Raw genomic sequence first — 23,644 nt, forward strand, 5'->3', positions numbered from 1 at the left:
GTCATGGCTTATAAAACACCCGGAGTTTACGTGCAGGAAATTGCACTGTTTCCGCCATCAGTTGCCCAGGTTGAAACCGCTATACCAGCCTTTATTGGCTTTACCGCCTTTGCATTAACACCCGAAGGTAAATCGTTGGCGAATGTACCAACCCGTATAAAATCATTGCTGGAGTTTGAAAGCTTATTTGGCGGTGCCTATGTACCGGCTACCATTAAAGTTACTGTTAACCCTGGTAACAGACAGATCCTGGGCGTAGCACCAGACAAACGGTTTCATCTGTATGTATCGCTAAGACAGTATTTTGATAACGGTGGCGGCCCATGTTATATCGTTTCTGTTGGTGATTTTTCATCTGCGGTAACTGCGCCGCCAATATCGGGAGGCATTGATACCCTTACAGCGGAAGATGAACCAACACTCATCCTGTTTCCCGACGCGGTTGAGCTGATTGCGGCTGGTAACCCTGACCTTGTTGCCTTCAGCAATTTGCAAACCAAGGCATTGGGCCTGTGCGCCACTATGCAGGATAGGTTTTCGATACTTGACGTGCTGCAGGGGGATAAGCGCCAGGATGTTACCAATAAGCCTATAGATAATTTCCGCAGCTCAATAGGCATCAATAACCTTAATTACGGCGCGGCTTATTATCCATGGATTATCACAAGCTACGATGTTAATGTAGATTTCAGGCAATTGGAGTTCTGGAATAATGTTTCTCCATCGGTAAAGATCACCAATTACGATAGCTTTTCGAAAAGTCCTGCTGAAAAGGCTTTGGTAACCAATCTGCAAAATGCAATTAAAGATACCGATAAAGTAATAAGCTTTGTTTTTAGCGCCGCGGCAGATGCAACCGCGCTGAGGTTAAATGGTATTGACGCTGTAAACGCCAAGTTAACCACGCTGGCCAACAACATTGCTCAAAACGTAACTCCGGATGTACAGCTAACCAGCTACCTGGATTTATTGGCAGCAATAGTAACAGCCGGTAAAAAAGCTAAGGATGCACCTGTTGCCACATTATATGGCAAGGACATTGATGCCTTAAGCAAAGATCCGAAACTTGAAGCAGCTATTACCACCCTTATTGCTTACGAAAAAAACGCGAAGGTAGCCGCTAACACAACTGCCGGCCGTAACCCAACACCTGTTTATTCGGTATTGGATAATACGCCCTGGGTTGCCAACTCAAACTATGCAGCAATAGCTGCCAACGCTGATAATTTTACCAAAGATGCTGCCGGTGCGCTTTCAATTGTACAGGCACTGAGCGATACCGTCGCTACCATTTTAACAGGTTTTGGCGGTTTACTTAACGGCGCTCTGTTTTACGAAAACCTGGCCGAGCAGGCGCTGTTTTCAGGTAACGTATTCTTCGGTGCAGCCAACTCGGCGGTAACGCTTAAGATGAGCACCATTCCTCCATCGGGAGCAATAGCCGGGGTTTATGCCAATGTTGATGGCACACGCGGTGTTTGGAAAGCACCTGCCAATGTGAGCCTGAACAATGTGATTGGGCCTGCTGTAAAAATTGACAACAGCGACCAGGACGACATGAACGTTACCGCTACCGGTAAATCAATCAATGCTATCAGAGCTTTTGCAGGCCGCGGTACGCTGGTTTGGGGAGCGCGAACCTTAACAGGTAATGATAACGAATGGCGTTACATTCCGGTTAGGCGTTTCTTCATCATGGTTGAAGAATCGGTTAAAAAAGCAACCTATCCTTTTGTATTTGAAAATAACGATGCCAACACCTGGACTAAGGTTAGGGTAATGATCCAGAACTTTTTAACGCTGCAATGGCGTGCAGGTGCCTTACAAGGCGCTAAGCCCGAAGACGCGTTTTTTGTTCACGTTGGCCTTAATGAAACCATGACAGCGCTTGATATTCTGGAAGGTCGCATGATAGTTGAAATAGGTATGGCTGTAGTAAGGCCTGCTGAGTTCATCATCCTTCGCTTTTCGCACAAAATGCAGGAGAGTTAATTAAATCAAATCAATTGAATTTCTTTTAAAACAAATAAAATGGCAAATTATCCTCTACCCAAATTCCATTTCCAGGTTGACTGGGGTGGCACACGCATCGGTTTTACCGAAGTAACCGGATTACAGATAGAAACCGAAGTGATTGAATATCGCGAAGGTAGCAGTAAGGAATACAACAAGGTAAAGATGCCTGGCATGCGCAAATTCGGTAACATCACCCTAAAACGCGGCACATTTGCTAACGACAACGAGTTTTATGACTGGATGAATACCGTAAAACTAAACCAGATAGACCGCCGCGACCTTACCATTAACCTGCTTAATGAAGAGCATCAGCCGGTAGTTACCTGGTCGGTTAAAAACGCTTTCCCTGTTAAGATCCAATCTGCCGATTTAAAGGCCGATGCCAACGAAGCCGCAATTGAAACGCTTGAGGTTGCACATGAAGGTTTAACCATTAAAAACGGCTAATCATGGCCTTCGACGCTAAATCGGGTTATCCGCCTTTAGGCTTTCACTTTAAGGTGGTGTTTACGGGCATTGGCGATGAAGATATCGACAGCCGCTTTCAGAACGTATCGGGCCTATCTATGGAGATGGAAACAGAATCCAAAAAGGAAGGTGGCGAAAACCGTTTTGAACATGCACTGCCGGTGAGGGCCAAGTTTCCGGCACTGGTGCTGAAACGGGGTTTGATCACCGAATCGAAACTGCTGATGGATTGGTGTAATAACGTGTTCAATAATTTTATTATCGAACCTAAAGACCTTACCGTAAGCCTGCTTAATGAAGAGCATGACCCGCTTTTAACGTGGAATGTAGTGCAGGCCTGGCCCAAAAAGTGGAGCCTGAGCGATCTGAACGCCGAGCAGAACAGTATCGCGATTGAAAGTTTTGAATTGCAATACCAGTATTACACCCTTCAAACCTGATGTTATGCCAATCGAGATCAGAGAATTGAACATCCGCGTGAGCGTAAACCAAAGCCCTGCCGAGCAGGATTCAGGTGCCGGTGGTGGAGGCGGTGGTGCAAAAGGCGGAGGAGGTGGTGATAAAGACGAGATCATTGCCGAATGCGTGGAGCAGATATTGGAGATTTTGAAAAATAAAAACGAACGCTGATGCCTGATAATGTAACCAAAATGAAGATCGTGGCCTGGTCCGATCCGCAGAGCAAGAATGAAGAAGGCTCCATGACGGTACAGGTTAACCCCGAAAGCTACAGCCAGAAGATCGAGATCAAATACTCTGACAAGCAGGCGCAGGGAACATCGGGCAAGCTGCCCAAGTTTTCCAAGATCGAGCCGCAGAAGATGGATTTTGAGCTGATGTTTGACCGTACTGGTGTTATAAACGGTGCTACAGCTGGCGATTTGGGGGTTGACGAAGATATCGATAACCTGCAAAAACTAATCATCGAGTACCAGGGCGATAAGCACCGGCCAAGGTTTGTAAGCATTTACTGGGGCACGCTTCAGTTTGATGGCGCTTTGGAAACCATGGATATCAGCTATAAATTGTTTGATAACCAGGGCCGACCGCTGAGGGCCATTGTAAAAGCTACATTCATTGGCTCGGTTGAGGATAAAAAGCGGGTAGCGAAGGAAAACGCCCAATCGCCTGATTTAACCAAAGTACGGGTAGTAAATGAAGGGGATACCCTGCCGCTGCTCTGCTACCAGATCTATGGCGACTCAAAGTATTACATAGAAGTAGCCCAGGCAAACAGCCTCAACGATTTCAGATACCTGCAAACAGGTACCAAGATCAAGTTTCCACCATTAAATCAATAACAAGCCATGGCAGATAGCCGCACCATAGAAACCACCCGGCCCGCTACCGTTGTTACCCACATTGTAAAAATTGAGGGTACCGAGATACCGCGCACCATGCAGGTGGAGGCTATTGTAATTGATAAGGGCATAAACCGTATTGCTGCAGCTAAACTGGTGCTCATTGATGGCGATACCTCGGCACAAAAGTTTGATGCCAGCAACGGCGACTTATTTATACCGGGAAAAAACATTGAGATACTATGTGGTTATGAATCAGATAACTATACGTTGTTTAAAGGCGTGGTTATTAAACACAGCATCAAACTCCGCAACAGCGGCTCGCAGTTGGTTATTGAATGCCGCGACAAAGCTATTGCCATGACCCTGGCCCGCCACAGCAAATACTTTGGCGAAAACGTGAAGGATAGCGATGCTATAAACACAGTTGCCAGTACTTACAGTGGTGTAACTGCTGATATTGCCGATATGAACATTACCAGTAGCGACCTGGTACAATATGAGGCTACTGATTGGGATTTTATAACCGGCCGGGCCGAAATAAACGGGATGCTGGTTTATACGGATGATAATGCCTTATCCATCAAAAAACCCGAAATAAGCGGCAGCGCAGTTATAGAATTATCATTTGGAGCCACCATGCTGGAGTTGGATGCCGAAATTGATTCGCGCATTCAGTTCCCCTCCATAACCGGCCGCACCTGGAACCCCGCATCGCAGGAAATTGAGAAGGTTGATGCAAACCCGCCATCTGGCGAGTTGAATGGTAACCTGTCAAGCGATGACCTGGCCGGGGTGTTCAGTGAAAGTAATTATCACCTGAACCACGGTGGCAAGCTTTCACAGCCTGAGCTGCAGGCCTGGGCAACAGCACTCAAACAAAAACAGGTACTTTCAAAAGTGCGGGGCAGGGTAAAGTTTAAAGGTATTCATACGGTTAAACCGGGCATGATCATTAAGCTGAGCAACCTGAGCGACAGGTTTAACGGCAATGCCTTTGTAAGTCACATTCAGCATCATGTATCTGCCGGCGACTGGCAGCTTGAGGCGCAGTTTGGTTTAGACCCACAATGGTTTACCGAAAAGTTTGAAACCAGTATTAAACCGGCTTCGGCTTTAATCCAAGCGGTTCCGGGTTTGCAGATAGGGGTGGTTACCCAGTTGGAAAGCGACCCCGATGGCGAATGCCGCATCCTGGTACGTATGCCGGTGATCAGTCCGGATGATCAGGGGATCTGGGCCCGCGTAGCTACATTGGATGCCGGAAAAGACCGCGGGAGTTTCTTTTTACCCGAAGTGGGCGACGAAGTGGTAGTTGGTTTTCTTAACAGCGATCCACGCAAACCGGTAGTGCTTGGTATGCTCAACAGCAGCAGTAAAAACGCTCCTTTAACCGCCGCCGACGCCAACAACCAAAAGGGCTTTGTAACCCGCAGTAAAATGAAACTTGTTTTTGATGACGATAAAAAATCGGTAACCATCGAAACACCTGCCGGGAAAAAGATCACCATGGACGAGGACGCCGGAGCGATAGAGTTAAAGGACGAGAACAATAATTCGATAAAAATGAACAGCGATGGCATAACCATCGAAACCCAGGGGAAACTGGTACTTAAAGCCCAGCAGGATTTTAATGCCGAGGGAATGAATTTAGGCCTTAAAGCCAACACCGCGCTATCGGCCGAGGGCTCGGCCAGTGTTGAGGTAAAATCAAGCGGCACGGCGGCGCTTAAAGGTTCAATAGTACAAATAAACTAATAACAAAAATGGGAGCAGCAGCACGGATAGGCGATATGCACGTATGCCCGATGGTTACAGGCATTGTGCCTCATGTAGGCGGGCCGGTGATAGGGCCGGGGGTACCAACGGTGCTCATTGGTGGCATGCCCGCGGTATGTGTTGGCGATATGTGTACCTGCGTGGGCCCGCCCGATTCAATAATCATGGGCTCGGCAACGGTGCTGATAGGGGGGAAACCCGCCGCCCGCATGGGCGATAGCACAGCCCACGGCGGATCGATAGTGTTAGGCTGCCCAACAGTAATAATCGGAGGCTGAGCAATGGAACCAAAAATACCTTTTATAGGCAGGGGATGGAGCTTCCCGCCAAGCTTTGACAAGGCTGCCGGCAAAGTTGAAATGCTTACCGACGAGGCCGATATTGAAAGTAGTCTTGGCATATTGTTCACCACCCGTTTAGGCGAACGCATTATGCAGCCAACCTTCGGGTGCGATTTACAGAAAGTGGTTTTTGAGGCGGTTAACCTCACCCTCAAAACCTATATCAAAGATTTGATTGAAACAGCCGTATTGTACTTTGAACCAAGGATAACGCTTAACAGCACCGAGGTTGACAGCAGTATGGATAATGAAGGGATTTTGCTTATTAAGCTCAATTACACCGTGCGTACCACCAATTCAAGGTACAACTACGTGTTCCCTTATTATAAGAATGATATTACCAGCATAACTACCAACCCATAACCAAAACCATGGCCTGTAACGATAAAAATCCGCTTCAACGTGATGGCTCAAGCCAGTCACAGCGCTTTCTGAAAGCGCTTGACCCAGCCAGCGCCCCAATTGAAGAATTGGGCATGGAAGATTGGCTAACGTTTGCGGCTGCTTATGCCGAAAAGATAAACTACTATACCCTCAAAGACAGTAACTATCCGCAGGGCGACTGGAAACCATTTTTTATTCAGGATAAAAAAGCGCTGCAGGATTTTTTAAAACAGGTTGAGGTTAAAATGCAAAATGCCGGGCTGGGTTTCCCCGATTCGAGCATCAAAAGCGATGTTGAGCCGCACCTGGCGCTGTTTATGTGTTTCATTATGCTGTTGCAGCACTCGGAAGACGCGCTGAACCAGTTCACCGGCCGCCATCTTGATTTTTACTTTAAACGGGTATTGCAGTTACGTAACCGCCCCGAAGTTCCGGATAAGGTGCATGTGATATTTGAACTGGCCCGCAACCTTACAGGCTATCTTTTACCGCAGGATACAGCACTTGACGCAGGAAAAGATAAGAGTCAAAAGCCTAAACCAATTGTTTTTAAAACCAACGCCGAACTGGCCGTAAATAGTGCCACTATAGCTGCTATGAAAAGCTGGTATCAATCACCGGCAGATAATAAGGTAGCTTATGCCGACGTTACCTTTTCTGCGGATGGTTTGGGCACTCCTTTTAAGGATGATGTACCTAAATGGAATCCTTTTGGCAGCCAAAGCTGGCCAACCGCCTCAATGGGTTTTGCTTTCGCCTCAAAAGTACTGCTGCTGAGCGAGGGAGATCGTACCATCACACTAACACTTAACTTTACCGGGCTTGATTCTTTCGACCCGGCGTTAATAGCACAACAGTTCAAAGTTTTCTTAACCTCTGAAAAGGATTGGCTTCAGGCCGATTTTTCTTTAAAGGTACCTACAACGCTTAGTCAGCAAAAATTGGTTATTACCTTAAATGTACCGCCAAAGGCCAAGGCTATAGTGCCTTATGATCAAACCATTCATAAAGAAAATTACAAAACAGATTTTCCTGTAATCCGTCTGTTAATGAGCGTTCAGGATAAGGCTTATCCGGTTTATCAGGCATTAAGTAAAGCCAGGCTTAACGACGTGAAAATAGAGGTGGAAGTAACAGGCATGAAAAACCTCGCTGTTGAAAATGACAATGGTAAGGTAGATCCGTCAAAGCCGTTTCTCGCTTTTGGCGCTGTACCTAAGATCCATTCAAACCTATATATTGGTAATACCGAGATATTTCAGAAACAATGGACAGAAATTACACCTCAAATTAATTGGAAAGGTGTTCCTGATCCGATAGAAACCTATTATAATGCTTACCGTGCCGACTTTGTAAGTCCCTCTTTTACACCGAGCGCTTATACCATTGTTGCCAACTCGCCCACAACCGATTTTGGAGGCAGGGTAATAACCGGTAAAGACAGTTTTACGGCTAAGGTTTCATATATAAAAGATGGCGACTGGTTTCCTACCGGAGGTGGCAGCACAATCGACGTACTCGATCCTTCGTTTACTTTAAAGCCGGATGGTGTACCCCAGCCCGCAAATCAAGCCCCGCATTTTGTTAATCAATATCTTTACTTCAATGTATCCGGGGCGTTTAACTATGGAGGTGGTGCACAAGCCGAAAAAGCGCTTGTACAACAATATGTGCAACCGATGCAGTTCTTTTTTCCTACGCTGGGTTTTATAGGCTTTCAGCAAACTGCCACGCAGGTGCAAACGCAAACCGAAAACTTTTCGGCCGGAGTTAAGGACAATTATATCCGCATTAATTTAGACCGCGACTTTTTACATGGCGAATACCCTAAGCTATTTGCGGCGGCCATGATCAAAAAAGATGGTACATCAATTATACCGTCGGTACCTTATACACCCGAAATAGGATCGCTTACTATAGATTACAAGGCATTTGCTTCAAACGATATTGACAATCTTACCGGCAGTAATAATAATGCAACGCTGTTAGCCGACTATGTAAACCATAACGTACAGTTTTTTCACGAGACGCCCTTTGGCCAGGCCGAGCAACATGCTTTTCTGAAGAAACAATTTCATGGTCTTATTGACGGTAATATTACAGCAATACCGCAGGCTCCTGATCTTGCAGCTTTTTACCTGGGTATTGCAGGCATTGCAACCGGTTCGGTAGCCAGTATTCTTTTCCAGGTGGCCGAGGGAAGCGAAGACGCGCTTGCCCCGTCATTTACGGATACCATTCAGCCTAAGTGGTATTATTTATCAGGCAATGAATGGCTTGCTTTAGATAAAAATAATATCATCAGCGATGATACCAATGATTTTTTACGCTCCGGGATCATCAAATTCTTGATCCCCGATGGGGCTACAACCAACAATACCTTCTTAAACCAAAGCCTTACCTGGCTTGGGGTCGAGCTGCCAACCGCGGTTACAATTGATTCGGTTTGCAAGTTCATCAATGTACATATCCAGGCTGCCAAAGCTCAGTTTGCCGATAACGATAATGAACTTTCGCACCTTGAAGCGGGGTTGCCCGCAGCCACTATCAGTAAACTGGTTGACAGGCTGCCACAGATCAAATCGGTTACGCAACCTTATGCTTCCTTTGGTGGTCTGCTTCCGGAAAATGACGATGCCTTCCGTTTGAGGGTAAGCGAGCGCCTGAGGCACAAACATCGTGCAATTACCATCTGGGATTATGAACACCTGGTAATGGCGCAGTTTCCGCAGGTTTTTAGGGTGAAATGCCTTAACCATACCAATGATGATATAGAAGTAGCTCCCGGCAGCGTGAGGGTAGTAGCTATTCCCGATATCCGCAACCAGATCAGTTTTGACCCATTTAAGCCCCGTGTAAGCAAAAATACACTGAGCGAGATCACTAAATATTTGTCGGGCTTAAACTCCATGCATGTTGATCTGCTGGCTATCAATCCCGATTATGAAGAGGTGGTTCTTGATTTCAAAGTGAAGTTTTATTTCGGGCTGGATGAAAATCTGTATGCCGCAAAACTGAATACCGATCTGATCAATTACCTGTCGCCCTGGGCTTACAACCGCAATGCGGATATTGATTTTGGCGGCACCTTGTACAAAAGCGTTGTGATCCGCTTTATTGAAGAGTTGACCTATGTTGATTATATAACCGATTTTAAGATGTACTTCACAGCATCGGGGCCCGCAAACCCCGATGTTTTGGAGGCAGGCAATTCAAAGGCCATTCTTGTATCGGCCAAGCAACATCTAATTGATACCAAAACCATACCTACATGCCCATGATTGATCAGTTAACCATACCGAAACAAATTGATACCAGCCTTGGGCCCGAGTATAATACTTTGCGCACCGAGGGCATGCAGCATATCCGCGACCTGGCCAGCGCTATCTGGTCGGATTATAACGTGCATGATCCCGGCATTACAACGCTCGAAATGCTTTGCTATGCGCTTACCGATCTTAACTATCGTATTACGCTGCCGGTTGAAAATATTTTAGCGGTTGATCATGACAACACCACCAGTATGCATGAGCAGTTCTTATCTGCAATAAAAATACTGCCCGGTTACCCGGTTACACCCGATGATTACCGTCAGCTCTTTGTACGGATAGACGGTGTGCGTAATGCGTGGATTAAAAAATCGCCCCATAGCATAATAGCTAATTATAAACAGCCAGATGGCAAACCTCTGCTTCGTTACGCAAAGCCCGGCGAAGACGCCTTGACCGGTAAAGAGGTTAAGTTTGATTTAAAGGGCATAAACGATATCCTGATAGATTTTGAAGATTTTCCTGAACTTAATGGCGATGCCGCAAAGATCAAAGCCAAACAGGATGATATCATCAAACAAATAAAATCGGTATATCATTATTTTCGTGAGTTATGCGAAGACCTTGACCAGGTAAAAGCGGTTGAAAACCAGGAAATAGTTATTTGCGCCGAAATTGAACTGCAACCCCAGGCCGATCCTGAAATGATCTGGGCTACGATCATGTTCAATATTGAACAATACCTTACACCTGATATTACTTTTTACCTGCTTCAGGAACTGCTTGACAAAGGCATGCAGCCTGATGAGATATTTGAAGGTCCGGTGCTTGATTTTGAAAACTTGCAGGGCATTGATACCAAATTTGCCAAACAAGGTTTCATCATTCCTTCCGAGCTTGCAGCTTCACAGCTGCGGACGGAGGTGCGTCTGTCTGATCTGTACCGTATTATTATGGAGATTGACGGCGTACGGCTGGTGAAACGCATTTCCTTTGGCTTTTGCGGCTGTACAGCGCCGCAAAGCGAGGTTGCCGATAAGATCTATAAATCAAACGAATGGCTGCTTTGCATACAGGATGGTCATAAACCCGTTTTGTGCGAAACCAATTCGTCATTCACCTTTTACAAGGATGTAGTACCTATCGAGCTTAAAAAGGCTGAAGCTCAAGCCGACCTTAACCAGTTACGTAAAGACTGGCAAGACAGCGTTGAAGCTAAAAAGATAGTTGATTTGCCGGTACCCGAGGGTGATTATCGCGACATAGCTCACTACGAAACCCTGCAAAACCAGTTTCCCGAAAATTATGGCATTTCGCCTCTGGGCCTACCCGATACCGCCACAACCGAACAGCGTTCGCTGGCCTTGCAGCTTAAAGGATATTTGTTGTTTTATGACCAGGTACTGGCTAATTACTTCGCCCAGCTTTCTAACGCCAGGATTTTGCTTACGGCTGATGACAGTATCCGCAAAACCTATTTCAGTAATACGGTAAACGGCATCCGCGATGTAGAAAAACTTGTAGATGGCTATGCTCAATGGGAGCAAACAGTCGATGATGTAATTAAGGAAACCGGGCAGGACAATTATCCCGAAAGGAAAAATAAATTTTTAGATCATTTGCTTGCCCGTTTCGCCGAGCAGTTTAATGAATATGTGTTTTTAATGTACCGTATTTATGGCGAGGATTACCAGCGGAATATCATCAGGCATAAGGTTAACTTTTTAAAAGATTATGACCAGATGAGCATTTGCCGGGGCAGTGGGATGGACCTGTATAATGCCAAAACTCCCGATCAGCAATTGGTGAATGTATCGGGCATGGAAAAACGGATCTCGATGTTACTGGGTTTCTCCAATTATAAAATGCAGCAACTTAGTGTTGAAGATTACCTTTTGTTTAAGGCCGATGCCCTGCATTACAACTGGACAATATCGCAGCTTGGTGTAGTGAAATTTAAAGGTAATGCCAACTATCTCAAGGAAATTGATGCCTATGAAGATCTGGGGCTGGTATCCGTGCTGGCCTGCGACAGGGAAAACTACCGTTTGAGTCCGGGGCCTACAGCGGGTAAATATGTATATAACATAGCCAACTCGGCAGGTACGCTGCTTACGCTTAATGATATGGAATTTAGCGCCGCTTCCATCGAAACAGAGATCGCGTTTATTATCAAATTTATGCAAAACGATTTCAAGATGGAGGGCATGTATGTGATTGAAAATATACTGCTGCGTCCGCCATTTGATTACACCGGCGATGACAGTACCCATCACCAGTTTATGCCGGTTTGCCTTGATCCTAACGGAGTATACTGCGAACCGCTTGACCCATACTCGTTCCGCATTTGTGTAATACTGCCGGGATACAGTGTCAGGTTGCGCAATACCGCTTTCCGCACTTATGCAGAGCGCCTTATCCGCACGGAAACGCCAGCTCACATTTTACCGCGGATCTGCTTCATAGGCCACGATCAGATGGTTGGATTTGAGGCTGTTTATAAAGATTGGCTTGCCGCCAAACACATAGCCGTAAGTACCGATACGCCAATTGACCCGGTATTGAACAGCAAATTCATAGATGTACTTGAAAAATTATACACCGTTTATCAGCAGGGCCAGCTAAGTGATTGCGATGACGATACCCAGGAAACCAACCCGATTATATTGAACAAAAGCAGCCTTGGCACTTTGCAGGGCGGTACAAAAAATAACAGTTAAAACCTAAATGACAAAGCCATGCCACCAGTAACCAACATAAAGCTCACCGATATAACTTTAGAGTATAACTCCTTTGTTGATAGCCAGGTGCTTACAGCCAAGCAACTGAACGATATTGTAGAGTTTTTTGAAGATCAGCAGCGCCTTACCCGTACCTGTTTAATTGGTGTTGGTTTGGTGTGCGGCCTTAGCTTTAAAGGCGATGCCAACGGCATAACAATTGGTAAAGGCTGCGGCGTAACTACCGACGGCGACTTGCTTTACATGCCCGAAACGACATATAAAAACTTCAGGGCGTATGATAATTCGCTGATCAAGTACCCGCCGTTTTATCCTTTAGGTACTGATGCCGCGCAGATGGCTTTATGGGAACTGGTTATTCCTGATGATAAAGGTGCTTTTCCGGCTGATAGCTTTGCTTTAACTGATTTTAAATCGAAGGCGACAAAAGATCTTACTGAAATGTACGGTCTGCTTTACCTCGAATATTATTCTAAAGATCCCGACGCCTGTACAGCAATTGATTGCGATAACCAGGGGCGTAAACAGGTGGCTAAACCCAAGGTATTACTGGTATCTCAGGCCGATATGAACCAGATTATTGAGCAAACCGGTTCGGAGGTTATTTATGATGATATCTACAAAAAATACTTTAACGCCTACAACGCGTACTTTGACGCACCTGTTTTGGCTGCAAAAAGGGTGTTCTTTAATACACAAACCACAGCTTCGTCATCGGCACTTACAGCGGCTTTTTCAAAAATTGCCAATGATGGCGCGGCCGGTTTATCAGGCGCAGTTCAAACGCTTTACAATACTTTCAAATTCGCGCTCGATCCGCAATCTGTTTACTCCATAACCAGCATTGTTGCCAATATCAATACTACGCTAAGCAATGCTACCGCGCCAATGCAGGCTCAATACCTGTATGATTTTTATAAAGATCTGCTAACCGGGTATAACGAATTACGTGCCCTGCTGTCGGATATCATTTATCAGTGTTGCCCTAATATTTATGCCTTTCCAAAACATATCATGTTGGGCGCACTGAATACTACGCCGACGGCTAAACCTACACCGTATCGTCATAAATTTTATGCTTCGCCGGCAGTCAGCGCCAATAAAGATAAGCTGAACCTTGCCCTTAACCTGCTGGACAGGTTGAATACTATGAGCAGTGGATTTTCGCTACCTGCAAGCCCGGTGGTAAAAATAACGCCATCTATAGATAACAGCAAACCTTTAGAGGCACGGGCAATTCCTTTTTATTACGGCAATCCGGTTGATCTGGCTCAAAAGTGGAGCTATAACCGTTGGCTGCAGGGGACAGATAAACTGATCCTGGGGTATAATGCTTCTGCCTATTCTCCGGCCAATGACATGGTGGTAAATCCCTTAAGTTACGGCATCGACTCCAATAATTTTTTCAGGATAGAAGGGCATATCGGCAAAAAATACACTGAAGCGCTTGCCGCGGTAGATAAGATCAGGCAGGACAGCAATTTGCCGTTTGATGCGGTTGCGATCAGGCTTGGAGATGTAACGCTTAGCGATATTAATATTGATGATTACGCCTGCCAGTTTAATGATTTGGAAGCTACATTGCGGGCATTTCAGGCCGAACAAAACTGCCTTTACAGTGATGTAAGCAAGTTTTTTTCCAGCTTTGATACCAAAACGGGCTATGTACTTGCCGACGAGATTAAGGCCCAGGCAGCCCAACAGACATTGTCATTAGCCGACGACGTTAAGACAACCGATACAACGGCTGCAACAACTACCGGCGCTACCAAAGTGCGGATGGCTGCCGCATCCAAATTAGTTGAAACGGCAGCTGCCGTACCAAGCGCCCGGATGCAGATAACCAATGAACTTGCAATTAATAAAAGTATAAGCAATATTCTGATTAATGGCGGCATCAATGCGGTTGATAACAATATCAACGTAGCGAAGGATAGTGTTGGTTCATATCTGGATCAGATCCGCCGCCAGGGCAGCGCCGTAAGTATTTCTGATTATGCAGATGCTGCAGGCAAAACTATTGATACATCGGCAACAGGCTCGTATGAGCAGGCCATCGCTGTAGATATTCCGGTACGTGTAATTGCCGGTACGCGTAATATTAGCCAGTGGCTGCCCGACAGGCTGGTTGATATTGACGATGACACTATCAGTAACTTCTCGGCCCGGATAGATGACTTGTGCAGCGAAGTAAAAGACGCAACTCAAAGAAGCCGCTTGATTTTTGCTAAAGCCGATTATGTGCGAAAGGGTTATGAAGATGATTACGAATTGCAATTATGGCGCTTATCTGAAAATTGCTGCGCAGGCCAGGCACTTGCAGTTATTTTAAAAGAGATACAGGACCGTAAAGCCAAACTTCTGGCCCAGCTTACCTTTTCGGCCTACGCCGCAAATCATACCGGGTTAGAGCACCTGGCCGGTGTACCTGCCGGGGGAACCTTTGTAATGGTTTATGCTACTACCATGACCAAGCCTAACCCAACTCCTGTTACCACAATTCCAATTGATGACAGGTTGAAAGTGCTTCAGGCCAACCCGCAGTTTGTGAAAGGCTTTGCCAGTGATAATGACGCGATGACCTTCATTGCCCAAAATACCAATTTTGAGGATATTGCTGCAGCAGTAAAATATTACCAGGTACAATCACCCCGTAAATTTACGCCTACCATAGAGGCTGATGTTATCAGCAAAACCCAGGCCTTAGCTGTTGACCTGGGTAAATTGAGGGCTGCGGTAGCCAACCCGGATGTGCCTCAGGATATTGTGTTTGCTGATTTCTGCCTGCCGTACATGTGTTGCTCAGATTGTCCGCCTGTGGCATTCATTATGCCTAAGCCGCAGGTAGGGCTCAGCTTGCCTAAAGCTGTGGCTTGCTCTGATGAAGGCCTGCTGCAATTTAAAGTAAGTCCGGCTGATGGGGTTATAAAAGCTGCAGCCGGTTTTGAAGCCACCGTTGTAACTAAAGATGCTGTAAACTATTTTGATACAACCAAGGTTAAAGATGGCACATTTGGACAGCAGATCAAATTTACAGTAAATGATCAGCCTACAGATTGCACTATTACCGTGTTTAAACACCCTGCTGTAACCCCGGCAGCCCAGGCAGGTGGTACAGATGCAGCTTCTGTAGGGGTTACTATTAAACTATCTGCGAAAACAAACCAGGCAACAGGCGATACATTTGCTTATACCTGGACAATGCCTGATGGTCAGGTACATGCTAACCTCACCACCCCGGATGATAGCGTTACGTACCTGTATGCCGATCTCCGCCAGAAATTCCCTGATGGTAAACTTACATTTACTTTATCGGCTAATAACAATGACTGTACCGATGTTGAACCGGTAACAATCACCGTACAGATTCCTGAAGAACCTGTAAACCTGACATTAGCTGCCAGCGAAGTTTGCTCTGACGGAGGCAATATTAACTTCACAACCGTACAGCCTGCAAATGGAGTTGTTACATCGAAAATTGCCGGAGCTGCTGTGAAATTATTGGGCAGTCAATGGGTTGTTGATCCTTCAAGCGGTCCTTATGATGTTACTATTAACGACTTTATGGTGAATGGCAAGCCGGTTCCGGGATGTACGCTCATGATTCACGAACATCCGCAGGCTTCGTTTGGCTATAAAGTGACTATGGACAATGAAAAAGCTGCTGCTACTGTTACTTTAACTAATAACACGCCTAACCCGGGTAGCTTTAAATTTACCTGGACATTTGATGATGGCACCACCAGCAATGATGTAAATACTGTAAAAGTGTTTGATATGCGCCAGTTCCCTCGTGGCCGTAGTACGATTATTACGCTTATGGCTGTAAATGGTAAGTTTGAAAAATGCCGCGCTGTGTTTACACCAACTCCGCCGGTTGCTTTACCTCCTATATCCTCTACACCTATATTAACCAATTTACCGCCGATAATTGTTAATCCGCCAGTAGTTACTACTGTTCCGCCTGTGCTTACCTCGCCAACAACAGCGACAGTGCCTCCGGTAGCTACCAATGTGCCTCCTGTAGTTGTTAGAGAAATACCTGCAGTAACGCCGTCGGTAACACCGACACCAACTGTAACGCCGAAAACGGATACAACCACGGTTAAAACAACCCCGGCTGTAACGCCTGCAGCGACACCGGCGCCAGCTGTAACACCGAAAGTAGACACAGCTACAACTACAGTTAAAACGAGCCCTGTAGTAACTCCGGCTGCCACACCTAAGGTTGAACCGGTAACACCAGCGCCAACAACTGTAACGCCGAAAGTGGATACATCTACGATTAAAGCTAACCCGACAGTAACGCCGGCCGCAACGCCTGCACCGACAGTGACGCCTAAAATAGACCCGAAGATAATCATCAAAAAAGAACCGGGAACTGATCCGGGTACTGTTAAATAGATTGAGCTATGGGAAGGAGCGCGCATATTATCCATAAGCTGATACTTGATATTGAAGTACCGCACCGTAATGCCGCCCAAAAGGCACAGGACGAAGCCGTGCGGTACTTTGAACAGGTATTACTTAAAAAGCTGGAGCAGTTATTGGATGGTATGGATGTTTCTGCCCATGTTATGGTAGATAGGCTTGATCTTGATTTGGGAAAAGGTAAGCTGGAAGAAGTTTTTGAGCAACTGCAACAAAGTTTATCAAAAGCGCTTGAGCCAGCTTTAAACCCCAACATGATCCCTGACGGAGATGAGCCCGATGAGGCGATCAGTTATTCGTCGCTAACCGACGAACAGCAGGTTTTTAATGTGCTTGTTTATTTCCTTAATACAGGCAGGCTCCCATGGTACATTGTAGCCACAACCGAATGGTTGCAGCAGGAAGATGTTTGGTTAAGTAAACTGTCCGGCCTTTTAATAAGTGACGCGACTTACAGGCTAAAACTTATCAATCTTTTTAAAGGTAGTCAACCCGCAATAAGCAGGCTGTTCAGTCAGTTTGGTATGGTATTTATTAAACAGCTGGTGGCAGTTTTGCTTAAGGTTGATGTGCGTATATATCAAACAGGGATTGATTCGCTTATCAATGATATTAAAGATTCCATAAGCCGCCAATCTCCTAACGATAATGATAGGCTGCTATCAGAGCCGGGTAGCGAATACAGTGCTGTCATAGAAAAGCTTTTGCACATGCTTCACCTGCGCACAGGGTATGATGTATTACCCGATGGGATCCTGAAAAAGCTAATCGATTTAATAACTGGCGAGTTAAAGATTTTTTCTTCGACCTCTGCAACCAGTCTTGTTCAAATAGCAGATAAGGCAATTCAAACAGCAGAAAGTAAACCTGCTTTACGAATAACTAAACCAACAGCAACACCCGATAATTCAGAAACGAACCTGACAAAAGACGAGGAAACTGAAGGGGCCTATGTAAATCAGGCTGGTTTGGTAATACTCCATCCGTTCCTGGAGTATTTTTTCAAAGATTTTGGCTTACTGCATGATAACGATTTTGTTGACCTGCCCGCAAGGCAACTGGCTGTTCACCTGCTGCATTATTTAGGCACTGGTAATACAGGCGCTTTTGAATATGACCTGTATTTTGAAAAGTTTTTATGCCGGTGGCCCGCCAACGAAATATTAGCGCGTGAAGTTGAAATTCCGCAGCGTATGCTTGAAGAAGGAGATAATATGCTCCGCACGGTAATTAAATACTGGAAAGCGTTAAAAAATACGTCGCCTGGTGGTTTGCGCGATGCGTTCCTGACTCGTAACGGTAAGCTTATTGAAGCCGAAAAACCTGCCCGCCTTATTGTGGAGCGCAAAGATCTGGATATCCTGCTTTCGTCGCTGCCCTGGGGTATAGGTGTAATTAAACTGCCCTGGATGGATGAACCTTTTTATGTGGAATGGCAATGAAAACACAGCAAAAGGCAGTACCTGCAAACTCCAAACAAAACCAGCCCGCTAACCGGCAAGCTGCAGGGAAAGATACTTTTTTCTCGGCCGCTCACGATACCATCCAGGAATCTCCCTTTTTCGAAGGTAACAAGTTGCAGCGCAAAATGACAGTGAATGAACCCGGTGATAATTTTGAAAGGCAGGCCGACCAGGTAGCAGATAAAGTTGTTCAACATATTAATCAGCCTAAAACCGTAGCTAACGTTGCGCCTGCTACTGCAACTGCTCCTGCCACTACTTCCGCCGTACAAAAGAAAGAAGATAAAAAGGAAGATAAACAGGAAAAAGAGCAGAACGGGGCCGATAAAGAATTACAGCGCCGGCCCATTTTTGAAAGTGACGGCGACCCAAATGAAGGAAATACATTAAAGCGAAGTAGCCAATCGCCCGTGCCGGATGTATCGCCGCAAACCCAGCAAAAGATTGAAAATAGCAAAGGCGGCGGCGAACCGTTACCAACAAATACCCGCGAGGAAATGGAAGGCGCCATGGGAGCAGACCTGAGCGGGGTGCGCATCCATAATAACAGCGAAGCGGCCGGGTTAAGTAATGATTTACAAGCGCAGGCTTTTACCCATGGTAACGATATTTATTTCGGTGCCGGTAAATATGATCCGCAAAGTCAATCGGGGCAGCATTTATTGGCGCATGAGGTAACGCATACGGTACAACAGGGTGGAAATGGGGTTAAAAAGAAGATACAGCGCCAAGCAACCAAAGGCGATATTTCAGGTAATATTGGTCAGGTTGCGACTGCTGAAAATCCGATTGATACTACGGCATCAAAAGAATCACTTTTTGTGCCGCAAATAAAAATACCAACTTTGAAACTTGGCCTTATGCCAGGGTCAACTACCAACTATTCATTTAAAAAAACAGAAAGGTCAGGAAAGCACATTGCCGACTGGAACGACGCTGCTACTAAGGGAGCCGGTTTTGATAATATTTTTAACGCTAAGAAAGCTGCTGAGATTCCCGGAGAAGTAAACGAACCAACTTTTTTTATGACGCTTGAGTCTGAAAAAAAACTAACCAATCTTAAGCATTTATTCACCGGTCCGGTCACTCAGCTTAAAGCTTCTTTTGCGCGGCCATTTTGGGATGAGAACGGACATGATATAAATAATGGCTATGATGTTGACCATAAAGTGGAGTTGCAATTAGGCGGCAAAGATGGTATTTCAAATCTTTGGATGCTTGAGGCAGGATCAAACAGATCATCGGGTTCAAATATTCATAGCGAAATAACAACAAGGGTTGACGCTGCATTAAACGCTATAACTACCATGCCGGATGGGCAAATTAAACCAAGCGCCACGGAAGTTATTGATAAATATACCATTACGGTAGGCAAACTGGACGGTGGCTTGAGTATGAGTGGCGATGGAAAAAAATGGGAGCTAAGTCAGATTGAAGCCGGTGACCATCTTAAAAAGCTTGCATTTCTTTCGAAGAATGATAAAGCGAGAAAAAAACTTGTTGATAATACTAACCTTTCACTGATAACAAGTGAAAGATATGGCGTAACAAAATATATTAAATGGGCACCTGACGCGGGTAAAACAACAGAGAAAGATGTTAACGTACAGGTTGGGCAAATTAAACGAAACGGCGCTAACCTGAAAATACAGAAAATATCCTACGAAGATAAAGACGATAATACAATCAATAGTGCGGGTTCAAAAGGATCGGCAACTATTGAGGTTTTCATGAATAATGCGTTTGTTTCCGGGATATCAACAACACAACCTATTGAACCTGTGCCAGGTATATACGGTGGTAGATTAAACGGAGTTGCCGTTAAACAGGCGTTAAGTGCTGATTTAAAGGCTAAAGGGTTAAGCCCGATAGTGATAACAGAACTGGATATCGGTGAGAACGGATTGATTGGGTTCGGTAAGATTAATACCGACGTCCCTTTTATAGGCGGCTCGGCAATTGATATTATTTTTAATGAAGACGGCATTAAAATAAGTAAGGTATTTAATTCAGGCGAGATCAAAGTTCCGCCGCCTTTTAAAATTACCAATACGTCGCTCGAAGTTTATGCTGCCACGTCAGGCATCGGCGTAAAGGGCGAAGCTAATTTTGAAATAAAGAAACTTGGTAAAGGTAAGGTTGGTGCTATGGCCAATACTTCAGGTGAATTCGCGCTTGAAGGCTCGTTTGATTTTGACTCGAAAACCTTTAATCCTGCACAAATAAAGGCAGCATACCGCAATGGCGAATTTAGTGCATCGGGAGATATAGGCATTCCTGCAGGCAAGATAAAAGGCCTTAAATCGGCACATATAAAAATTGATTACGCGAAAGGCATATTTAACGCCTCTGGTACTGCCGAGCCGGATATTAAGGGTGTAAAAAGTGCGGAGATCCACGTAACCTACGGTAACGAAACCTTAGTTATAGGAGGCAGCTTTGTACTTGACGAAAACATGCCGGGTATTCAGAGTGGTAGTGGTAATGTTGAAGTTACCCGCGGCCCTGATGAAATTTACCATGTAAAAGCCAACGGTAAAGCTATTCCCAAAATACCGAAGATCAATACCGAACTGTCGATATCTTATGACGATGGGGCGTTGACCATTGAGGGTAAGGCATCATATGCTGCTGATAGGGTATCGGGCGAGGTGACTGTTGGTGCAACCAATCGTGCTATAGCTGCTGATGGCACACCATCGGGCCCTGCAGGCGATAAGTTTACCGCCTATGGCTCGGGTAAATTAACACTTAAAGTTACCGACTGGCTGCAGGCTTCGGCGAGTGTAAGGGTAACCCCAGCTGGCGAAATTGAAGTTGTTGGCCGCTTAGACCTTCCTTCGGCAGTTGATGTGTTCCCTAAAAAGAGTATCAATAAAGAGCTGTTTAAAGTTCCAACTATCCAGATCCCAATATTCGCCATCCCGCTTGGGCCTAAGAGCATAGGTATCGTAGCCACTATTGATGGTGGTCTTGATTTTGACGCTGCTGTCGGCCCCGGCCAATTGAAGGACGTTTTCGGGCAGATAGAATTTAATCCTTCGCACCCCGAAAATACCCGGATCAGCGGTGGAGCAAAATTTGTGATCCCGGCACACGCAGGCCTTAAACTAAAAGCCGCGCTTGGTATTGGTTTGAGTATCGGTCCGGCCAGTGTTACCGGTGGTATCCAGATAGTTGGTGGTTTGGGATTGGAGGGAGAGGCAAGTGCCGCGGCAGACCTGGCATGGTCGCCGACAACAGGTTTTGAGTTTAATGCCCTTGGCGAGATCGAGGTGCACCCTAAGTTTACGTTTGATGTAAATGCCTTCATTAAAGCCGAGCTTGACCTTTGGGTTACCGACATCTCCAAAGAGTGGACTAAAAACCTGGCATCATTTAGTTACGGCCCGGATTTGCAGGTGAAAGTTTCGCTGCCAATCCACTATAAAGACGGCGAACCATTTGATGTGAAAACTGATGATATTAAAGTTACCTATCCTGAAATCAGCATTTCTGATATAGCAGGTGGTATAGCAGATAAAGTTAAAGAAGAAATGTTATGAGCAACCAAAGTCAACTAACCGAATTGATAAATCTTGGTGCTATGCAGCAATTAAGCGGCAATTTTGAAGCTGCCGAGGCTTATTATGCAAAAGCTGCAGATTTAAACGAGCCAAACGTTACCCTGCTCAATAACCGCGGGATGTTGTTTTATCAGCAAAATAAATTCTCAGAAGCGCGGCCACTTTTTGAGCGTGCTCTGGAGATTGATAATCAAAATACTTCGGCATGGCTAAACCTGGCCAATACCGAGGTTTTGCTGGGCCAGTATGATAAGGCTTTACAAGCTTTCAGGCAAACTATCAGCCTTAAAGCCGACCAGTTTGAGGCCTGGGAGGGGCTGGCTAAACTGTACATGCTGTCGGCAGATATGGAAAGCGCCGAAACCTGCTGGCTTAAAGCGGTTGAGCTTAATCCTACAAGTTTAAGCTTATTGATGGGCCTGGCACAGGTATATTTATCAACCGGTAGGTATGATGAAGCTTTTGAAATGGCCGATTATGTTTTGTCGGAAAATTCGCAGAATAGCCGGGCATTGCAAACAGGAGGTTTGGCCCAGCTTATGCTAAAAAACTATTCGATGGCTACCGGGTATCTCATCAGGTATTTAATGTTGTTCCCTACAGATATCGCGGTACGTAATCACCTGGCCGTTGCTTACCTGCAAAGCGGCCAGTTAAGTGAGGGTGCTGCCGAGTACGGGCGCATTTTGGAATATCATCCCGAACATGAGGAGATCAGGTTGAATTTAGGGGTGCTTTGTCTGGGACTTAACCGTTTTGACGAGGCATTGGCACATTTAAACCTCTTGCTTGGACAATATCCGGAAAATAAGAAAGGGAAGCTATACCTGGGTATAGCATTGGCCAATTTAAATGAAAGGGACAAGGCGAAACAGGTTTTTGAAGATTTGCTGAATGATCCCGGCGAATGGGCTTCCCATGCCAAAAAGCAACTGGATCTGTTAATGAATTTAAACTAAACCACCTATGAAATACATCCAAAATACACGCCAGCCGCTTAGTCAGAAACAGGCGGATAAAGCCGAAAAACCCTTCTTTAATGGCAGCCGCGAAAAAAGCAAACAGGATAGCGATGCTTTTTTTCAGGCAAGAAAGATTGATGGAAACCAGGACTCGGCCCTTGAGCAGGAAGCCGACGCGGTAGCGCACAAGGTAACCATGGCACAGCAGGCAACCGCTAATTCATCACAACGGATGGGGCAAAAGAGCGTTCAGAAAAAAGGTGCTGATGAGGAAAAGGATGCTAAGGCCGGCCAAAAGAAAGAAAAAAAGGATGAGAAGGAGGAAGGTAAGCCACAGAAAAAGGATGAGAAAAAAGAGGAGGAAAAGCCGACGCAAAAGAAAGAGGAAGAGAAAAAGGATAAGGAACCTCAGAAAAAAGAAGAGGATAAGAAAGATAAGGAAGGGGTTCAGAAAAAAGAAGAGGATAAAAAAGACAAAGAACCTCAGAAAAAAGGCGAAGAAGATAAAAAAGACGAAGGTAAGCCGCAGAAAAAAGAAAAAGGTGAAGAGAAAGATGATAAGGCTGCGGCACAAAAGAAAGAGGAAAAAGGCGGTGGCGTAGAAAAAACAGAAGGTAAACCCGAAAGCAACGAGGCCAAATTTGACAGGTTGCTGGATGCAAGCAAAGGTGGTGGCAGTCCTCTGCCTGCAAAGGTACGTGCACAGTTAGAGCACCAGATGAATGCCAATTTTGAGCAGGTAAAGATCCATACCGGCCAGCAGGCTGTTGAGCTTTGTAACCTCTCAAAAGCCCAGGCCTTTACACATGGTAATGATGTTTACTTTAATGCGGGCAAGTTTGATCCCGAAAGTACAGCGGGTATGAACCTGCTGGCGCACGAGTTAACCCATGTTGTTCAGCAAAACGGTCCGCGTAAATAAA

At 45.5% G+C, this 23,644-nt stretch carries 15 protein-coding genes; all 15 read left to right on the forward strand.

Features of this window, described 5'->3' with window-relative positions; translation table 11 throughout:
• Positions 1-3 precede the first annotated feature (3 nt).
• The 15 genes from EAH55_RS11280 to EAH55_RS11350 are packed head-to-tail and all read left to right on the forward strand — an operon-like array spanning position 4 to position 23,643.
• The gene (locus tag EAH55_RS11280; protein ID WP_121809707.1) at positions 4-1,992 is read left to right on the forward strand and encodes a phage tail sheath C-terminal domain-containing protein; all 1,989 of its coding nucleotides are present in this window, start codon (positions 4-6) and stop codon (positions 1,990-1,992) included.
• Between the two features lie 39 nt (positions 1,993-2,031).
• A complete protein-coding gene (locus tag EAH55_RS11285) occupies positions 2,032-2,463 on the forward strand; it encodes a phage tail protein (RefSeq protein WP_112573755.1) in 432 nt (143 codons plus the stop codon).
• Positions 2,464-2,465: 2 nt separating this feature from the next.
• Positions 2,466-2,924: a phage tail protein gene (locus tag EAH55_RS11290; RefSeq protein ID WP_114937092.1), complete on the forward strand. Its 459-nt coding sequence runs from the start codon at positions 2,466-2,468 to the stop codon at positions 2,922-2,924.
• A gap of 4 nt (positions 2,925-2,928) precedes the next feature.
• Positions 2,929-3,114: a DUF5908 family protein gene (locus EAH55_RS11295; protein WP_114937093.1), complete on the forward strand. Its 186-nt coding sequence runs from the start codon at positions 2,929-2,931 to the stop codon at positions 3,112-3,114.
• Positions 3,114-3,785 carry a CIS tube protein gene (locus tag EAH55_RS11300; protein WP_114937094.1) on the forward strand — a complete coding sequence of 224 codons (672 nt, stop codon included), beginning with the start codon at positions 3,114-3,116 and terminating at the stop codon, positions 3,783-3,785. The genes EAH55_RS11295 and EAH55_RS11300 overlap by 1 nt, the downstream gene beginning before the upstream one ends.
• A 6-nt stretch (positions 3,786-3,791) precedes the next feature.
• Positions 3,792-5,543 carry a type VI secretion system tip protein VgrG gene (gene vgrG / locus EAH55_RS11305; protein ID WP_121809708.1) on the forward strand — a complete coding sequence of 584 codons (1,752 nt, stop codon included), beginning with the start codon at positions 3,792-3,794 and terminating at the stop codon, positions 5,541-5,543.
• 8 nt (positions 5,544-5,551) lie between these two features.
• The gene (locus tag EAH55_RS11310; RefSeq protein ID WP_112573750.1) at positions 5,552-5,842 is read left to right on the forward strand and encodes a PAAR domain-containing protein; all 291 of its coding nucleotides are present in this window, start codon (positions 5,552-5,554) and stop codon (positions 5,840-5,842) included.
• Positions 5,843-5,845: 3 nt separating this feature from the next.
• Entirely contained in the window at positions 5,846-6,268 is a 423-nt protein-coding gene (locus tag EAH55_RS11315; RefSeq protein ID WP_112573749.1) for a GPW/gp25 family protein, read from the forward strand.
• 8 nt (positions 6,269-6,276) lie between these two features.
• On the forward strand, positions 6,277-9,570 hold the full coding sequence (locus EAH55_RS11320; protein ID WP_121809709.1) for a baseplate J/gp47 family protein: 3,294 nt from the start codon (positions 6,277-6,279) through the stop codon (positions 9,568-9,570).
• Entirely contained in the window at positions 9,567-12,278 is a 2,712-nt protein-coding gene (locus tag EAH55_RS11325) for a hypothetical protein (RefSeq protein WP_121809710.1), read from the forward strand. Before EAH55_RS11320 ends, EAH55_RS11325 begins: the two co-directional genes overlap by 4 nt.
• Before the next feature lie 18 nt (positions 12,279-12,296).
• On the forward strand, positions 12,297-16,703 hold the full coding sequence (locus EAH55_RS11330; RefSeq protein ID WP_121809711.1) for a hypothetical protein: 4,407 nt from the start codon (positions 12,297-12,299) through the stop codon (positions 16,701-16,703).
• An 8-nt stretch (positions 16,704-16,711) separates the two neighbouring features.
• Positions 16,712-18,172, forward strand: coding sequence for a contractile injection system tape measure protein (locus EAH55_RS11335; protein WP_121809712.1), 1,461 nt, complete (start codon positions 16,712-16,714; stop codon positions 18,170-18,172).
• The gene (locus tag EAH55_RS11340; protein WP_162996830.1) at positions 18,169-21,738 is read left to right on the forward strand and encodes an eCIS core domain-containing protein; all 3,570 of its coding nucleotides are present in this window, start codon (positions 18,169-18,171) and stop codon (positions 21,736-21,738) included. The genes EAH55_RS11335 and EAH55_RS11340 overlap by 4 nt, the downstream gene beginning before the upstream one ends.
• Positions 21,735-22,718, forward strand: coding sequence for a tetratricopeptide repeat protein (locus EAH55_RS11345; protein ID WP_121809714.1), 984 nt, complete (start codon positions 21,735-21,737; stop codon positions 22,716-22,718). Before EAH55_RS11340 ends, EAH55_RS11345 begins: the two co-directional genes overlap by 4 nt.
• A 7-nt stretch (positions 22,719-22,725) precedes the next feature.
• Positions 22,726-23,643: an eCIS core domain-containing protein gene (locus tag EAH55_RS11350; RefSeq protein WP_121809715.1), complete on the forward strand. Its 918-nt coding sequence runs from the start codon at positions 22,726-22,728 to the stop codon at positions 23,641-23,643.
• Position 23,644: the final 1 nt, after the last annotated feature.

It is taken from the genome of Mucilaginibacter kameinonensis (assembly GCF_003675385.1).
GTDB classification, from domain to species: Bacteria; Bacteroidota; Bacteroidia; order Sphingobacteriales; family Sphingobacteriaceae; genus Mucilaginibacter; species Mucilaginibacter kameinonensis.

What these genes read in the sequence shown, in the direction of transcription:
- EAH55_RS11280 (WP_121809707.1), top strand. Translation starts at nt 4, where the DNA reads ATGGCTTATAAAACACCCGGAGTTTACGTGCAGGAAATTGCACTGTTT.
- EAH55_RS11285 (WP_112573755.1), top strand. Translation starts at nt 2,032, where the DNA reads ATGGCAAATTATCCTCTACCCAAATTCCATTTCCAGGTTGACTGGGGT.
- EAH55_RS11290 (WP_114937092.1), top strand. Translation starts at nt 2,466, where the DNA reads ATGGCCTTCGACGCTAAATCGGGTTATCCGCCTTTAGGCTTTCACTTT.
- EAH55_RS11295 (WP_114937093.1), top strand. Translation starts at nt 2,929, where the DNA reads ATGCCAATCGAGATCAGAGAATTGAACATCCGCGTGAGCGTAAACCAA.
- EAH55_RS11300 (WP_114937094.1), top strand. Translation starts at nt 3,114, where the DNA reads ATGCCTGATAATGTAACCAAAATGAAGATCGTGGCCTGGTCCGATCCG.
- vgrG (WP_121809708.1), top strand. Translation starts at nt 3,792, where the DNA reads ATGGCAGATAGCCGCACCATAGAAACCACCCGGCCCGCTACCGTTGTT.
- EAH55_RS11310 (WP_112573750.1), top strand. Translation starts at nt 5,552, where the DNA reads ATGGGAGCAGCAGCACGGATAGGCGATATGCACGTATGCCCGATGGTT.
- EAH55_RS11315 (WP_112573749.1), top strand. Translation starts at nt 5,846, where the DNA reads ATGGAACCAAAAATACCTTTTATAGGCAGGGGATGGAGCTTCCCGCCA.
- EAH55_RS11320 (WP_121809709.1), top strand. Translation starts at nt 6,277, where the DNA reads ATGGCCTGTAACGATAAAAATCCGCTTCAACGTGATGGCTCAAGCCAG.
- EAH55_RS11325 (WP_121809710.1), top strand. Translation starts at nt 9,567, where the DNA reads ATGATTGATCAGTTAACCATACCGAAACAAATTGATACCAGCCTTGGG.
- EAH55_RS11330 (WP_121809711.1), top strand. Translation starts at nt 12,297, where the DNA reads ATGCCACCAGTAACCAACATAAAGCTCACCGATATAACTTTAGAGTAT.
- EAH55_RS11335 (WP_121809712.1), top strand. Translation starts at nt 16,712, where the DNA reads ATGGGAAGGAGCGCGCATATTATCCATAAGCTGATACTTGATATTGAA.
- EAH55_RS11340 (WP_162996830.1), top strand. Translation starts at nt 18,169, where the DNA reads ATGAAAACACAGCAAAAGGCAGTACCTGCAAACTCCAAACAAAACCAG.
- EAH55_RS11345 (WP_121809714.1), top strand. Translation starts at nt 21,735, where the DNA reads ATGAGCAACCAAAGTCAACTAACCGAATTGATAAATCTTGGTGCTATG.
- EAH55_RS11350 (WP_121809715.1), top strand. Translation starts at nt 22,726, where the DNA reads ATGAAATACATCCAAAATACACGCCAGCCGCTTAGTCAGAAACAGGCG.